The organism is Kitasatospora sp. NPDC001095 (assembly GCF_053598615.1).
The window spans coordinates 48,131-62,867 of the sequence record NZ_JBSFKQ010000031.1; the positions used below are offsets into that span (position 1 = coordinate 48,131).

Sequence of the window (14,737 nt, forward strand, 5' to 3'; positions counted from 1 at the left end):
GGCCCCTCGGCCAGTGGGGCGGCCGGCCCCGAGCCGGACGTCCTCGACGAGACCGTGCGACGCCTCAGGACATGACTGAAGCGCTGTTGCCGCCCGCACCTCGCGGGGGAGCCTCGGGGTGTGGGCGGGAGGTCGTTGGTGCCATCTCCCGGATGGTGAGCCACTGAGTGTCTTCGAGGTGATGGTTCTGGTTTGCGGCTTCCTGGGCGACGCGGTCACCTGCCGTGAGCATCACGAAGGCTTGATCTTGTAGGGCGGGCGGTAGCCACTCCACAAGCAGCCGGGCACAGCTCGGATCGATCTTGAGTACGGTGCTACGAGGGTGACGACCGCGCCTACCAGGTGCCGGTCGCCAGCAAGCCGGAGCGGAGGGTGCTCCGCGCGGACAGCAAGAAGGTGTGGGCGGACGGCTTCCGCCCGGCCGACGGGGCGCAGAACGTCCGCAAGAAAGGCTGCAGCCCGCGGCCGCTGGAAAGCCTGCAGGAGGGCAAGTTCAACATCCAGTTCGTCCTCGGTGACGACGAGTCCGAACTCGACCGCTACAAGGCCGCGATCGACAACCTGGCCAACCACGCCCAGTACCTTGAAGTCGACACCCTCGACGACGCCACCGTCGGCTACTTCACCCGACCTAGGCCGAGTTGCCAGTGCGCTCCAGTTTCGGTGCTCGTGCTTCGAGTTCGGCGGGCAGGTACCAGCCTTCGATGGCGGGTGTCATGTAGAGACGGGCCTTGAGGCCGAGAAGGAGCTGGCGCCGATGCTCCTGGTCGGCCTGGGCCCAGGCGTCGGCAAAGGTCTGGCCGGTCTCGACCTCGACCCAGGCGGAGGGGCGTTGTGGCAGGGCAGCGAGGCGGCGGCGCTCGTCAACCAAGGTCTCGAGGCTTCGGCGTACTCGTCGTCGCCGCCCGGGTAGTCGAACAAGTTGCGGCGCTTCTCCTCGCGCAGGTCGCGCATGGCCTGGGTGACATGGTTGAGCTGTTCGGTGTGGTCCTCGCCGGGGATGAACCTGCGCACCCTCATCGCCAGGCCGGCGAGGCGATCCACGAGGGCGGTGATCGCGGCGGTGACGCGCTCGCCCTTGACGGACTGGCCCTTGCAGGCCGGTTTGCCGGCCGTCTTCGCGCAGCGGTAGTACTCGTAGATGCGACCGTTCTTGGCGAGGTTCACCTGCCGGTAGAACCGGTCCCCGCATCGGTCGCAGTGCGGCACGCCGAGCCAGGGCGAGGCGCCGTTCGAGCGCTCCTTCGTGATGGACCGCTCGTCCATCGCGGCCTGGACTGCGGCCCACTCCTCCTCCGTGAACAGCGGCTTGGCCATCCGGATCGGCAGGCCCTTCGCGTCGCGGGCGATCTTGCGCGCTTTCACCGAGCGGCCGGTCAGCTTCAGGCCCATCGTCGCCGGCGAACGCAGGATCTTCCCCACGCTGGTCGGGTTCCAGTGGTTTGACGGCGGCGTCTTCCGCTTGCTCGTGTAGGTGTCGCCCTGGTTCTTGTACGCGTGGGTGGCCGGGGTGTCGAAGCCGGCGGCTTCCAGGGCTGTGGCGATCATCCACTGGCTCTGCCCTTCCAGGAGGAGCTTGCTCATGTAGCGGACGGCCTCGGAGGTGACCGGGTCCGGCTCGAGGGTGCGCCCACCACCTGGACGGTCCACGATGCGGTACCCGTACGGCGGCTGCCCGCCGGCCCACCGGTCCGTCTTCCGCAGGTGCTTGTGCGCCGCCGTGACGCGGGCCTTGATCCGCTTGAGCTCCATCTCCGCGAAAATCGACGCCAGCATCAGGAACACCTTCGCCAGCTCGTTCCCGAACGACGACTCCCGCCCCTCCCGGTAGTCCAGCGTGATGCCGTCGTCGGTGAAGACCAGGACCTTGCGGTTCTCCTCCGCCCAGTGCGCCACGTCCGCGCAGTCCTTGGCCGAGCGGAACGCCCGGTCAACCTTCGCCCACACCAACGCGTCCCACTCGCTCTGGCGATCGGTGAGCCACGGGCCCAGGTCCGGACGCTTCCACGGAGTAATTTCCGCGGAGACGTCGAGATCCTCGAACGACCCGACGATCTCCCACTCCTTCGCCAGCGCGTGCCGGGTCGCCGACTCCGCCTGCACCAGGTGCGAGACCTTGCCCTCGTCGCCGTGCGTGTCCGACACACGCGAACCAACCACCGCCCGAACCGGCACCGAAGCCGTCATGATGCTCACAGGAGGTCCCCTACCGCCCAGGCCAGCGAGCACCCTCGAACAGGCTGCACTCGAACGGGTGGACCTTTTTCGAAAAGGTGTCGTTCCGCTGGAGGATCGACCTAGTTGTCTCTACTAGAAACCTCGCTGAGAAATGCGTCGAGGCCTACGTCGAACGAGCAGCCTCCCACGCCGAGCGCTGGTCCGACCACGCACCGGTCACGGCAGTGTTCGATCTGAACAACTAGGCAGCAGAAACTGGTAGTTCGACAGAATCAAGAGGCGGCCCCGACGCGGGGCATTCCACACGTCGGGGCTTCCTCTCGGTAGCAAATACGCCAGCGGCGAAGGAAGTCGCACGACACTCCCGGAGTGGATTTTTCAGCAAAGCGATTCACGTGACCCTGCTTCCACAAGCGAAGCACCTGTCCGCCCCGGATCAGCTCCCCCGACGATCCAGACTCGAACATCCCTCTAGATACGGCCACCGCCCGCAACCCCTTGACCCCCAGTTCAGGACTCCGCCCCAAAAAACCTCAGGAACGCCTCTCCCCTGTTTCGGGAACGCATGAGGCTCCTTCGCAGTTCAAGTCCACGCGGTAGCGGCTCAGCCCGCGCTGTCCGCAGTGAACTCCGAGCACCGGCGGGGTGTCGTCGTGTGTCCTCCTCCGGTGAGAGTGACCGGGAGGTCCGGGAGGTCCGGGCGGCGGACGGATTCAGTGCTCCAGGCCGTGCACACGACCTGGCCCACGGCCGTCCGGGGCAAGGCCGCGACGTCCAGCGGCAGGGCGACCGTGAGGCCGGCACCGGAGGTGGTGACGGTGACCGCCGCCCGCGGTTGCGGCCGGCCGGTTCAGGCAGCTCCATGTGGAGCATGTTGCCCCTGTCCACTTCGTCGGGGCCGTCCAGGAGCCGTCCCAGCGTGAAGGCTGTGAGCTGCGACAGCGGACCGGGCTGCGGCTTCTTGCTGTTGTCCGTCTCGATTCTGGGGCGGGGCGGGCCCGCAGCCGGCGGTCCGGGGTGACCCCGTAGAGGCGGGGGTGGGCCGTGACCTCGGAGGGCCGGCTGCCAACGGCTTCCGGTCCCGTGCCGGATACGGCGCACCCGGTTGTGAGCAGTAGGAGTGCAGCGGCCCTCTGCGGATCAAGCCGATTCGTACGGCGAAGGCGCCGCCGCGGGAAGCCTGGCGTGGACGGCGAGGCCGCCCGCCGGGAGCGCGGTGGCGTGGACGGTGCCGCCGTGGGCCCGGGCGACGACCTGGACCAGGGCGAGGCCGAGTCCGTGTCCGTGGGCGCTGTCGAGGCGGGGCCGGGCCCGGTAGAAGGGTTCGAAGAGGCGGTCGACGACGGCCGGGTCGACGACGGGCCCGGTGTTCGTGACGGTGAGGTGCACCGCGCCGGGTCCGTCGTCCGGGGCGGTGGACCGGGACTCGGTGGCGACGTCCACGGTGACCCGGGCCCCCACTTCGCCGGTGTTGTGCTTGAGCGCGTTGTCGACGAGGTTGCCGACCAGCCGGCCCAGCAGCACGGAATTGCCCCGTACCAGGCAGTCGGGGTCGTCCGCGGTGAGGACGAACTCCGGTCCGTGCGCGGACTGCCCGGCGCCCGCGGCGGTCGCCGCGGTCACGGCTTCTTCCGCGAGGGCCGTGAGGTCGACGGGCTCGGGGTCGAAGGTGAGGTGTTCGGCCGCGGCCAGGTTCAGGAGTTCCTTGACGACCCTGATGTTGCGCTCGTTCGCCTCACCGAGCATGGGCAGGATCTCGGCGAACTCCTCACGGTCCGGACGGTCTCCCAGCATGGTCAGGGCGGTCTTCGTCGTGGACAGGGGGGTGAGCAGCTCGTGGGCGGCGTTGGCGGCAAACCGCCGGTGCGAGGAGAAGGACTCCTCCAGGCGGGCGAGTGTGACGTCGAAGGTGTCGGCGAGGCGGCGCAGTTCGTCGTCGGGCCCGGAGGCGTTGATGCGGTGGGAGAGGTCGCCTTCGGCGGCGCTCGTCGCGGCCCGGTTGAGTTCGCTCAGCGGGGCCAGCAGCCTGCCCGCGATCCTGCGGCCGGCCAGCAGGCCCGCGGTGGCGACGATGAGCACGCCCGCGGTGGAGACGGCGAGGACGGTGTTCCAGACGTCCTCTTTGGTGCGGATCGTGGAATGGGGGCCCTGGATCCGCTCGCCGGGGGACGGGGCCCGGGTCCCGATCTCGTCGGACCCCGGTGGCATGGGGTTTCCGTCGGCGGGCGGGTAGGGGTGGGCCGGGGTGGAGCTGGTGCCGGGCGGTACGGTGACCGCCGTGGTCAGGTCGTAGGTCGGCAGCCAGCGGATGCCGACGTAGACGACGGTCAGCATCAACAGGGCGCTCGCGGCCAGTGCGACGGCGAACCCGAAGGTCAGCCGGCTGCGCAGGCTGAGGGGGCGAGTGAGGCGGTGCAGGCCGAGCGGGCGGCGCCCGCGTCTCACGCCGCGCCCAGGCGGTAGCCCGTCCCGATGACGGTCTGCACGATCTTCGGGTCCCCGAGTTTGCGGCGCAGGGTGTGCACCACGAGCCGGACCACGTTGCCGCCCTGGTCGGTCTGTCCGTCCCAGGCTTTGTCCAGCAGGTCCGCGCTGCTGACGACTCCGCCGTCGGCACGCATGAGCAGTTCGAGGACCGCGATCTCCTTCGGGGTGAGCCGGATCTCCGTACCGTCGCGGGTCACCTGTCGGCGGTGGGTGTCCAGGCTGATGCCGGCCTGCTCCAGCACGGGGGCGTACGTGGTGCCGCACCTGCGGTGCAGGGCGCGGAGCCGGACGATCAGCTCGGGCAGGTCGAAGGGCTTGGGGAGGTAGTCGTCCGCCCCCACGCCGAAGCCGGCGACCTTGTCGTCCAGTGTCCCGGCCGCGGTCAGCATCAGGATCCGTGCGCCCAGGCCCATCCCGGTGATCCGGCGGCACACCTCGTCCCCGTGGACCACGGGCAGGTCCCGGTCCAGTACGACCACGTCGTAGTCGTGGATCCGTACCCGCTCCAGCGCCGCGCCGCCGTCGGGTGCGATGTCGGCGGCGATGCCCTCGCGGCCGAGGCGTATCTGGAGCAGGCGGGCGAGCGGTGCCTCGTCCTCGACGATCAGTACCCGCACGGCGGAGACGTCCCTTCGGGTGAGAATTCGATGAGAGCCCGAAGGCGGGTCGGAATATCGACCCACGGAATTACGGGACACTTCCATTTGTACCGTACCGGGCGTGTGAGCGGTATGTGAGGCCTCGGTGCCGGGCCGTCGGGCATCACATGCGGGTGAAATGCGCTGGCCGATAGCGTCGTTGCCATGAATCTATTCAAACGGGCCTGGTGGCGGCTGACCGGCCAGCTCGGGAAAACCGCCATGCTGATCGGCCTTTTCACCGTCATCTGCACGCTCGTGCTCTCCGGATTCCTCATCCAGTCTGCCGCGGCGCGCGCGGCCGATGATGCGAAGAGGAAGGTCGGGGTCGTCGCCACGATGCAGCTCGACATCAACGCGCTCATCAACTCAGGCGGAACCAACGCCGGCGGTGGCGGACGGCCCAGCACGATCGGTTCGAAGGGCGAGCTGCGCAGCAGCCTCGTCGACAAGATCTGCGCGTCCTCCGCGGTGACCGGCTGCAACTACGCCGTCGGGAGCGTCGGGCGCCCCGGCACCGGGCTGAAACTGCACCAGCCGGTTCCGACGCCGCCCGGCCAGAACGCCGAGGGAACGGACTTCTTCTCGGCTTCCGGAATTCTCGACCTGAACCAGGAGAAGGACTTCCGCAACGGCGACTCGAAAATCATCTCGGGCCGGGGCATCACCCCCACGAGCGCCAAGGACGAGATCGTCATCGAGGAACGCGTCGCCAACGACAACAAGATCAAGGTCGGGGACGTCGTCAAGCTCAAGGTGGGCGAGATCCCCATGGACGGCAAGCAGCGCAGCGACGCCGACCTCTCCTTCAAGGTCGTCGGCATCTACAAGAACAGCACCGCCGACACCGGTGCCTACGTTCCCGCGATGATGGACCCCGCCAACAAGATCTACACCACCCCGCTGGGCAGCTCGCTCCTGTTGGGCAAGGACGGCAGCGACGGCATCCTCAAGTCGGCCACCTTCAGCCTGAAGAACCCCGACGATCTCGACCGGCTGAAGAAGGACGCCGCGGCCGCCGGCGTGGACCCCAAGATCTTCCCCCTGACCGTCAACGACAAGCAGTACCAGGCCCTCGTCGGCCCCATCACCCGCACCGCGGGCTTCGCCAGCCTCACCGTCTGGCTCGTCGCCCTCGCGGGCACCGCGATCCTCGCCCTCATCATCGCCTCGGCGCTGCGCGAACGCCGCAAGGAGCTCGGCATCCTCCTCGCGCTCGGCGAGAAGAAGCCGCTGCTGCTCGGCCAGCACCTCGTGGAGATCTTCGCCTGCGCGCTGATCGCCATCGGCATCGCCTCGGCCGCCTCCCAGGCACTCGCCCAGCCCATCGGCGACGGCCTGCTGGCCGGCGAGGTCTCCTCCGCGAAGGACGACGCGGGTAGGAGGACCCCCGAGCAGGACTACAGCAGCATCGGCGGCGGCACCAAGGACGACGGACCGCAGGTCGATCCGATCGACTCCCTGGAAGTGAAGGTCGGTCCGTCCGACATCGCCCAGGTCGGCGTCCTCGGGCTCGGCATCGCCGCGATCGCCACCGTCCTGCCCGGCATCCGCGTGATGCGCATGAGTCCCCGCGACATCCTCACGAAGGGCGACTGACCCGCCATGAGCACCCACCTCACCGACGCCGCCGACTCCGCTGCCGGGCACGAGCCCGCGGTCCTCGAAGTGTCCGGCGTGGCCCGCACAGTCCCGGCCAAGAACCACAAGCGGACCATCCTCAAGGACGTCCACCAGCGCTTCGAGGCCGGCCGGATGTACGCGATCGTCGGCCCGTCCGGCTCCGGCAAGACCACCCTCCTCTCCCTCGCCTCGGGGCTCGACTCGCCCACCTCCGGCACGGTCCGCTTCAAGGGCCGCGACATCGCCGAGATCGGGCTGGGCCGCTACCGCAACCGGCACGCCGCGACCGTCTTCCAGTCCCTCAACCTCATCACCTACATGACCGCGGTGCAGAACATCACCTCCGCCATGGAGATCACCGGGGTCAAGACCGGTTCCCGGGCCCGGAAGCGGCGCGCCGTCGAACTCCTCGAACTCCTCGGTGTGGAGAAGACCGAGCACAACCGGCGCACGCTCCAGCTCTCCGGCGGCCAGCAGCAGCGCGTCGCCATCGCCCGGGCCCTGGCCTGCGAGGTGGACATCCTCTTCGCGGACGAGCCCACTGGCGCCCTCGACCACGACACCGCCGAGTCCATCGTCGGCGTCTTCCGCCGCCTCGCCCACGACGAAGGCAAGTGCGTCATCCTCGTCACCCACTCCCGCGAGGTCGCCGCCGCCTGCGACCAGATCCTCCAGCTCAAGCGCGGACGGCTCGTCGCCGCCTGATCCGCAGCACGCGGGAGAGGCCCCGACCCGGTACGGAGGATTCCGGGGGTCGGGGCCTCGTCCATGACTGGGCTTTACCCCGAACAGTGGACACTTCTGGCACAGAGCATGCTGGCCGCAACGGCCGGCGCGGATCCGCGGCGACCGGCCGAACCGGCACGGCCCCCGCTCGTACCCGGGCCCGGCTGACCGGCGGCAGCCGCCCTTCACGCTCCAGGCTGGCGACCCTTATCGCCCGCCCGGTCGGCGGCACCGAGCGGGCGGACGGCAGGGGTCGCCAGTTGCCGATGGCCGTCACCCCCGCTGGGTGACGGCCACCGAACAGGGCTCACACCGTGGTCACTAGCACGACCACGGCGTGGTGACGTGGCCCGTCACGGTGTCCACCGCCACCGTCCTGCCCTCGCTGGGAATGCAGAAGTAGTAGGTGGGATGCGGGTTCTGCACGACGGGCTCATTGAGGTACAGGGGCTTGAACGCGCCGGTGTGCCCGGCCTTGACGGCCAGATCGTGGGCCTGGACTTCCGTCATGGTGAACGGGGAGATGGCCTGGATCCCGATCGGGACGCTCCACGGCTGCGTGCTCTGGTACTGACCGGTGGTCGAGTACTTGTACTCGAAGGACGGCTCCGAGCCCTTGGCCCGGAAGCGGATCCACCAGGCCTGGACGTCATTGGGGTTGGTCGTGGGTGTCAGCAGGACGGCGTACGCATCGTAGAACTGCGAGCCGGGGTGTTCCTGCTGCGCCTTCACCTTGGCCTCCCGCACGATCTGGGTGAGCGGGAGGTGGGGTGCCGCGCTGGCGGTGGACGGGGCGATCGGCAGCAGCGACAGGGCCGTGGCGGTCGCGGCGAGCCCGGTCCGTGCCCGAAGGCGGCGGCGTGATGTCCGGCACCCGTTCAGTGCGGGTGTCGCGGGCGTGCGGGCGGTGCGCGTGCTGTTCATGTCCTTCATCTCCTTCGACCCGGACCCTGCGTGGTCACGGTGGAAGTCGACTGCCGGGTTCGGTGTGAGCGGTGGCCCACGGGCGAGAGGTCCTCGGCCGGGCTCCGCGGGGATGCAGCCTCCCGGGGTCCAACGGTAGGAAGGTCTCCGGGCGCCGTCTCCTGGCCGTCATCCTCGCTGAGCCGAACAGGCGAACCTCTCACCCGGAGCGATGCCCGTCCGGGGCTTCGCCGCGCGGTCCCGGCCGGTGGGCCCGATCCTGTGCCGCTCCCCTCGATCACCCCTCGACTTCCCGTGGCCGGGTCCGGGCGGGCCGTCGAGCCGGGCACGAGGGGGGCGTGGCACCCGCGCCCTAGGGTGACGCGGTCATGGACATCATCGGCAAGGGATTCATCGCCCGGTACCTGTGGCCGCTGCGCGAGGCCCACCCCGGGGTGACGGTGCTGGCCGCGGGCGTGCCCCGCCAGCACCTGCCGGACTCCGAGCACGAGCGGGAGGCCGCGCTGGTGCGGGACACGGTCGCGCGCTGCCGCAACCGGGGTGACCTGCTGGTCTTCCTCTCCACGGTGAGCATGTACGGCGGGCCGGGCTGCCGGGGGCGGGAGGACGACCCGCTCGTCCCCAGCACCCGCTACGGCCGGCACAAGCACGCTCTGGAGACCGTGATCCGGGAGTCCGGCGTCGAGCACCTGGTGCTGCGCCTGGCGTACGTCCTCGGGCCGCACGAGCCCGACTTCCGGCTGGTGCCGGCCCTGCCGGCGCAGGTCAGGGCGGGGCTGGTCCGGGTGCACCCGGGGGCCCGGCGCGACCTGCTGCACGTGGCGGCCTTCGTCCGGCTCGTGGACGGGCTGCTCGCCGCGGGCGTGCGCAACGAGACGGTGCACCCTCGAACAGCCCACACTCGAACGAGTGGACTCTTTTAGAAAAGGCGTCCATCCGCTGGCGCATCGACCTCCAGGTCGCCACCCCCGGCCTCGCCGCCAAGGCCGTCGAGGCCTACGTCGAACGCGCCGCCTCCCACGCGGAGCGCTGGTCCGACCACGCACCGGTCACGGCGGTGTACAACCACGACTTCTGACCGCCCACCGGGCTGGCGAGGCCGCCCGTGCGCCGTAGGAGTCCTGGGCGGGGAGAGCAACCGCTCTCCGCCCAGGACTCCTGACTTTCCGACCGCGTGAAGCGCACCGCCCGGCTGCGCCCAGACCGGGCCGGCGTCACCGTGGCGCTGCCCTTCGTCACCCAGGTGTGGCAGATCTATCTCTGACCTCCCTGCTCCGGGCCGCCTCCGCCGCGTTCACCCCCACCTTCCACGCCACCGTCCCCGAGGTCCTGCCCGCCGAACGCGACTACAACGACACCCTCTCGCTCTCCCCCCTCGCCTACGACCCGGAGAGCCTGTTCAGCCCCGCGCTCGCCGCCGCACCGCTGGCCCTGGTCTCCTACGACCGACGTTCACCGGCACCACGCCGGGCTTCCTCGCCTCCGCCGCCCTCGTCGCCTCGACCGTCCTGCCCAAGCCCGAACCCGGCTCTGAAACGACCCTGGCGGGCGCATCGACAGGGACTCGAAACCGTTCTCGGTGACGTAGTCGGCTCCGGCGCGGATGAGCTCACCTCGCCGGTGCGCATGCCGCGCCTGCCGGCCGTCGATCTTGCCCGTCATCGGCACGGCCTGTTCGAGGGCCGACCGGCCCGGTTGTCCACCGTGGCCGGACCGGTACTCGTGCACTGACGATACGTCAAACGAGTGGTGGACACACCGAATGGTCGATGAAACAGCCGCGTTCGGAACCGCCGGTCAGCCCTTGACGGCCGAGCTGGCGACGCCCTGGATGAACCAGCGCTGGAAGAAGGCGAACACGATCAGCACGGGTAGCACGAGCAGGACGCCGAAGGCCAGGATCTGTCCCCAGTCCGGTGGTTGCTGGCCCTGGAAGACGCTCATCTCCAGCGGCAGGGGCCGTACGGCCGGGTCGTCCACCATGAGCACCGGCCACAGGAACGAGCCCCACTGCGTGAGGAAGGTGAGGATCGCGACCGAAGCGAAGGCGGGCTTGCTCATGGGGTAGACGATCCGGAAGAGGATGCGCCACGGTCCCGCGCCGTCGATCCGCGCCGCCTCCTCGATGCTGGCCGGGATGGCCCGGAAGAACGTGTGGAACTGGTAGATCGAGAAGGCGTTGGCGATGAACGGCACGGCCTGGATCCACACCGTGTTCCGCTGGACGCCGAACAGGTAGAACAGCGGCACGGCCACCGACTCGAACGGGATCAGCATCAGCAGCAGCACCAGCGTGAGCACCAGCTTCCGGCCGCGCCAGCGCAGCCTGGACAGCGCGTACGCGGCCATCGAATTGACGACCAGTCCGCCCGCCACCACGGTGCACGCCACGATCAGCGAGACGGCCATGAACCGCCAGAAGTACCCGGTGCTGTCCGAGGACAGGCTGCGCAGCACGACCGCGTAGTTGTGGAAGGACAGGTGGGTCGGCAGGAAGCCGGACAGGCCGGCGAGCACCCGGTCGGACGGCTTGAGGCTGCCGATGAGCAGGTAGAGCACGGGCAGGGCGAAGACCAGGCTGAGCACGCTCAGGACGGTGTAGTCGGCGATCCGACGGGCCGTCCTGCCCGCGGTGGAGCCGCCAACGATCGGCGGGTTCATGCGTCCTCCTGTTCGGGTCGGACGAGGCGGCGCTGGACGAGGGTCAGCGCCAGGACGATCAGGAAGAAGACGACCGTGACGGCGGATGCCCGGCCGATGTTGTTCTGGTCGAAGGCGGTGCTCACCGCCTCGTACATCACGGTCCGGGTGGCGTTCTCGTTGAGGCCGCCGCCGCGGACCAGGATGTAGATCTGGTCGAACACCCGGAAGGACAGCACCGAGGTGAGAAGCGCGACGAACACCAGGGTGTTGCGGATGCCGGGCAGGGTGACGTGCCGGAACTGCTGCCAGCGGGACGCCCGGTCGAGGGTGGCGGCCTCGTAGAGTTCGCCGGGGATGGACTGGAGCCCGGCCAGCAGGATGACCATCTGGAAGCCGACGCCCTGCCAGATGGACAGGACGACGACCGAGGCCATGGCGGTCAGCGAGGACCCCAGCCAGTCGAAGGCCCCCCAATGGCCCAGACTCAGGTGGTGGAGCAGGGAGTTGAGCATGCCCTGGTCGCTGCGGGCGAGGATGAGCCGCCAGATGACGGCCACCAGGGCCATGGGGAAGACCACCGGCAGGAAAAACACCGAGCGGAACAGGCCGATCGCCTTGAGCTTGCGGTTGAGCAGCACGGCGAGGGCCAGGGCGAGGCCTGTCTGGACCGGGACGACGGCCAGGGCGAAGGTGAGGTTGTTGAGCAGGGCGTGCAGGAACTGGCCGGAGAGGTCCGGGTCGGTGAAGATCCGGCGGTACTGCTCCAGGCCGAGGAAGACGGGCGGTCGGTCGGAGCCGAGCCGGGCGTTGTAGAGGGAGAGCACGACGGCGTAGCCGAAGGGGACGGCGACGAAGGCGATCAGTCCGGCCAGGGCGGGGACCGACATCAGCAGGCCGTGCAGTCCGTCTCGGCCCGCCCGGCGCCGGCCGGTCGATTCGGGAACGGCGACGGGTGCCGGTGTCGGCACGGTTCGGGATCTGGCGGTGATGGACATGGACAGGGTCCTGTTCCCGGCGGGCAGCCGGCCCGAGGGGACGGGCCGCCCGGCCGCGTGGGGCTACTTGCTGAGGGAGTATCCGTTGTTGTCGCTGAAGTCCTGGTCGATCGCCCGGGCGGCCTTGGTCAGGGCGCTCTGCGGGTCCGCGCCACCGTAGACGGCGTTGAGCGCCTGGCTGAACTGGGCGGTGATGACCGGGTATCCGGCGGTGACGGGCCGGGTGACCGCGACGCAGGACTTGTTGATGTTGCTGTCGCCGCAGGGCTGGGAGAGCCCTTGGGCGAACAGGTGGAGCGGGCCCCCGGGCTTGTACAGCGGGCTGCTGGACAGCACGGTCTTGGTGGCGGGCACCGCGCCGTTGGCGTTGGTCATGGCGCTGACGTTGGTGTCGCCCATCAGGTAGTCCAGGAACTTGCCGGCGGCCTTGGCGTTCTTCGATCCGGCGCCTATCCCCCAGGCCCAGGAACCCTGGCCGGTCTTGGGGCCGCTTCCGAAGTCGGGCAGCGGCAGTACCACCAGGTCGGAGCCGATCGCCTTGCTGTAGGCGGGGTAGCTCCAGTGGCCGGACCAGCTGAGGGCGACCCGGCCGTTGGCGAAGGCGTTGCCGTCGGTGTCGGGGTCGATGGCCGGCTTCCAGGACTGGAAGATCTTGAACGCGTCTGCCACGGCCGGGGTGTCGAGAGCGCCCGCGGCCTTGCCCTGCTTGATCAGCGCCCCGCCGGCGGACCAGACGATCGGGGAGAAGCCGTAGCTGCCCCACTCGGTGGCCAGGCCGTAGTCCTCCTTGACGTCGAGCGCCTTGTGGCTGGGGTTGGCGGCGGCGAGTTTCTGCAGTGCGGCGGTGAAGTCGGCGGCGGTCCAGGTGTCGTCAAGTCCCGTGGGGTACTTGACCCCTGCGGCGTCGAGCAGCTTCTTGTTGCCGTAGATGCCGAGACCGGAGTCGTATGTGCCGAGGCCGTAGAGCTTGCCGTCCAGGGTGGACTGGGCCTTGATCGCGTCGGTGGCGTTGGCGACGGTGCCGGGCGAGAGGTAGTCGGCGACGGGGGCGAGTTTGTGGTTGTAGACGAAGCTGGCCATGGCCGGACCGTCGAACTCGAGGACGTCCGGGAGGGCGGAGGCGCTGGTGGCGGTCAGCGTCTTGGTGTAGTCCTTCTCGGGAACGAACTTGAGGGTCGCCTTGATCTCGCTCTGCGAGCTGTTGAAGGAGGCGACCGCGTTCTGCAGGGCGGTGTTCTCGCTGTCCTGGCCCTGGTGCGCCCAGACGCTGATGGTGCCGGTGCCGCTGCCTGCGGTGGTCCTGGCCGCGGTGCCGGTGCCGCCGCAGGCGGTGAGGGTGACGGCGGGGAGGGTGAGCAGCAGGCCCAGCCGGAGGGTTCGTCTGGACTCGGTCATGAGGTGCCTCCGTCAAGGGAGTTGCGGTGGGGGGCGGTGGTGTTGCGGACGATCAGACGGGTGGGGAGTTCGAGGTAGTCGGGGACGTCGTCGGTGGCCTGGAGCCGCCGCAGCAGCAGACCGGCGGCCTCGGTGCCGTGGTCGGCGACCGGCTGAGCGACGGTGGTGAGGCCGACGACGTCGGCGAGTTCGTGGCCGTCGAAGCCGACGATCGAGATGTCGTCCGGTACGAGGAGCCGGTGCGCGCGCAGGGCGCGCAACGCACCCATGGCCATCTCGTCGGACTCGGCGAACACGGCGGTCGGTGGCTGCCGTGCGGCGAGCAGATCGGTCATCGCGCGCTCGCCGCCGTCGACCGTGTACTCGCCGTCCGCCTCCAGGGCGGGGTCGTACTCGATGCCGGCATCGGCGAGCACGTCCAGGTACGCGCGGCGGCGCAGGTCGGGGGTGGTCCAGTGCAGCGGGGCGGTCGCGCGGGTGCCGATCAGGCCGATCCGGCGATGGCCGAGGTTGACCAGGTGCCGGACGGCGAGTTCGGCGCTCGCGCGGTCGTCGATGCCGACGGTGGTGAAGCCGGGCCGGGGGCCGCCGACGGTGATCGCCAGCGGGATGCCGAGGGAGCGTAGCCGCTCGGCCTCGTCCTCCGTCGGGAGCAGCATCGAGAACACCGCGTCCACCCGCTTGCGGAGCGGGAGTTCGGCGAAGAACCGGTTGCGCGTCTCCGCCGAGCCCAGGTTGTACAGCACCACGTCGTACCCGGCGGTGCTGAACACCCGCTCGGCCGCGTCCAGCACCGTCCCGAAGAACCATCGGCCGACGTACGGCGCGAGGACGGCGATGCTGTACGTCCGGCCGCTTGCCAGGCTCGACGCACTGCGCGAGGCCGTGTAGCCGAGTTCGGCGGCCACGGCCACGATCCGCGCGCGGAGTTCCTCCGACACGCCCTCTCGTCCGCGCAGCGCGCGGGAAACGGTCGAGGCGGAGACACCCGTCGCGTTCGCGACATCGGTGATGCTCACCGTCACGGTTCTGGCTCCTTTCGGCGCGGACACGTCGCTGTGATCCGCGGGTCACCAGACCGTAAACCGGGCAAGGCAGTTGCGCAAGCGTTTGCGTTCGGATCTACTA

Annotated in this window: 12 protein-coding genes and 3 pseudogenes; 7 read left to right on the forward strand and 8 right to left on the reverse strand. The window is 69.5% G+C overall.

Going from position 1 to position 14,737, the window contains the following annotated elements; translation table 11 throughout:
* Window positions 1-339: 339 nt before the first annotated feature.
* Window positions 340-735, forward strand: a pseudogene (locus ACWDBB_RS23730) (restriction endonuclease fold toxin-2 domain-containing protein); the annotation flags it as partial.
* On the opposite strand, the gene ACWDBB_RS23735 reads toward ACWDBB_RS23730, so the two are convergent.
* On the reverse strand, window positions 715-2,145 hold the full coding sequence (locus ACWDBB_RS23735) for a recombinase family protein (RefSeq protein ID WP_449791516.1): 1,431 nt from the start codon (window positions 2,143-2,145) through the stop codon (window positions 715-717). The pseudogene ACWDBB_RS23730 and the gene ACWDBB_RS23735 overlap by 21 nt on opposite strands.
* Before the next feature lie 140 nt (window positions 2,146-2,285).
* Between ACWDBB_RS23735 and ACWDBB_RS23740 the strand changes: the two are divergent.
* Window positions 2,286-2,423 (forward strand): annotated as a pseudogene (locus ACWDBB_RS23740) (exodeoxyribonuclease III); the annotation flags it as partial.
* 895 nt (window positions 2,424-3,318) lie between these two features.
* Here ACWDBB_RS23740 and ACWDBB_RS23745 read toward each other — a convergent pair.
* Window positions 3,319-4,623: a sensor histidine kinase gene (locus tag ACWDBB_RS23745; RefSeq protein ID WP_449791517.1), complete on the reverse strand. Its 1,305-nt coding sequence runs from the start codon at window positions 4,621-4,623 to the stop codon at window positions 3,319-3,321.
* Window positions 4,620-5,282 (reverse strand): response regulator transcription factor, encoded by a 663-nt coding sequence (locus tag ACWDBB_RS23750; protein WP_449791518.1) that lies wholly within the window; start codon window positions 5,280-5,282, stop codon window positions 4,620-4,622. The genes ACWDBB_RS23745 and ACWDBB_RS23750 overlap by 4 nt, the downstream gene beginning before the upstream one ends.
* A gap of 186 nt (window positions 5,283-5,468) precedes the next feature.
* Here ACWDBB_RS23750 and ACWDBB_RS23755 point away from each other — a divergent pair, with 186 nt between their 5' ends.
* Window positions 5,469-6,902 carry an ABC transporter permease gene (locus tag ACWDBB_RS23755; RefSeq protein WP_449791519.1) on the forward strand — a complete coding sequence of 478 codons (1,434 nt, stop codon included), beginning with the start codon at window positions 5,469-5,471 and terminating at the stop codon, window positions 6,900-6,902.
* A gap of 6 nt (window positions 6,903-6,908) precedes the next feature.
* Window positions 6,909-7,631: an ABC transporter ATP-binding protein gene (locus tag ACWDBB_RS23760; RefSeq protein WP_449791520.1), complete on the forward strand. Its 723-nt coding sequence runs from the start codon at window positions 6,909-6,911 to the stop codon at window positions 7,629-7,631.
* Between the two features lie 342 nt (window positions 7,632-7,973).
* On the opposite strand, the gene ACWDBB_RS23765 is transcribed toward ACWDBB_RS23760, so the two are convergent.
* A complete protein-coding gene (locus ACWDBB_RS23765) occupies window positions 7,974-8,576 on the reverse strand; it encodes a hypothetical protein (protein WP_449791521.1) in 603 nt (200 codons plus the stop codon).
* 368 nt (window positions 8,577-8,944) lie between these two features.
* Between ACWDBB_RS23765 and ACWDBB_RS23770 the strand changes: the two genes are divergently transcribed.
* From ACWDBB_RS23770 to ACWDBB_RS23780, 3 genes and pseudogenes are all read left to right on the forward strand, one after another.
* The gene (locus tag ACWDBB_RS23770; protein WP_449791522.1) at window positions 8,945-9,499 is read left to right on the forward strand and encodes an NAD-dependent epimerase/dehydratase family protein; all 555 of its coding nucleotides are present in this window, start codon (window positions 8,945-8,947) and stop codon (window positions 9,497-9,499) included.
* Between the two features lie 17 nt (window positions 9,500-9,516).
* A pseudogene (locus tag ACWDBB_RS23775) lies at window positions 9,517-9,654 on the forward strand (exodeoxyribonuclease III); the annotation flags it as partial.
* 167 nt (window positions 9,655-9,821) lie between these two features.
* Entirely contained in the window at window positions 9,822-10,307 is a 486-nt protein-coding gene (locus ACWDBB_RS23780) for a hypothetical protein (protein ID WP_449791523.1), read from the forward strand.
* A 66-nt stretch (window positions 10,308-10,373) separates the two neighbouring features.
* Here ACWDBB_RS23780 and ACWDBB_RS23785 read toward each other — a convergent pair whose 3' ends face one another.
* The 4 genes from ACWDBB_RS23785 to ACWDBB_RS23800 all read right to left on the reverse strand — a co-directional run bounded on the left by ACWDBB_RS23785 (window position 10,374) and on the right by ACWDBB_RS23800 (window position 14,634).
* Window positions 10,374-11,237, reverse strand: a complete 864-nt coding sequence (locus ACWDBB_RS23785) for a carbohydrate ABC transporter permease (protein WP_449791524.1) — start codon at window positions 11,235-11,237, stop codon at window positions 10,374-10,376.
* Entirely contained in the window at window positions 11,234-12,106 is an 873-nt protein-coding gene (locus ACWDBB_RS23790; protein ID WP_449791525.1) for a carbohydrate ABC transporter permease, read from the reverse strand. The genes ACWDBB_RS23785 and ACWDBB_RS23790 overlap by 4 nt, the downstream gene beginning before the upstream one ends.
* A gap of 171 nt (window positions 12,107-12,277) precedes the next feature.
* A complete protein-coding gene (locus ACWDBB_RS23795) occupies window positions 12,278-13,609 on the reverse strand; it encodes an ABC transporter substrate-binding protein (protein WP_449791526.1) in 1,332 nt (443 codons plus the stop codon).
* On the reverse strand, window positions 13,606-14,634 hold the full coding sequence (locus tag ACWDBB_RS23800; RefSeq protein WP_449791527.1) for a LacI family DNA-binding transcriptional regulator: 1,029 nt from the start codon (window positions 14,632-14,634) through the stop codon (window positions 13,606-13,608). Before ACWDBB_RS23800 ends, ACWDBB_RS23795 begins: the two co-directional genes overlap by 4 nt.
* Between the last annotated feature and the right edge of the window lie 103 nt (window positions 14,635-14,737).

Coding starts and splice junctions, on each gene's coding strand:
- ACWDBB_RS23755 (WP_449791519.1), top strand. CDS start 5,469: ATGAATCTATTCAAACGGGCCTGGTGGCGGCTGACCGGCCAGCTCGGG.
- ACWDBB_RS23760 (WP_449791520.1), top strand. CDS start 6,909: ATGAGCACCCACCTCACCGACGCCGCCGACTCCGCTGCCGGGCACGAG.
- ACWDBB_RS23765 (WP_449791521.1), bottom strand. CDS start 8,576: ATGAACAGCACGCGCACCGCCCGCACGCCCGCGACACCCGCACTGAAC.
- ACWDBB_RS23770 (WP_449791522.1), top strand. CDS start 8,945: ATGGACATCATCGGCAAGGGATTCATCGCCCGGTACCTGTGGCCGCTG.
- ACWDBB_RS23785 (WP_449791524.1), bottom strand. CDS start 11,237: ATGAACCCGCCGATCGTTGGCGGCTCCACCGCGGGCAGGACGGCCCGT.
- ACWDBB_RS23790 (WP_449791525.1), bottom strand. CDS start 12,106: ATGTCGGTCCCCGCCCTGGCCGGACTGATCGCCTTCGTCGCCGTCCCC.
- ACWDBB_RS23795 (WP_449791526.1), bottom strand. CDS start 13,609: ATGACCGAGTCCAGACGAACCCTCCGGCTGGGCCTGCTGCTCACCCTC.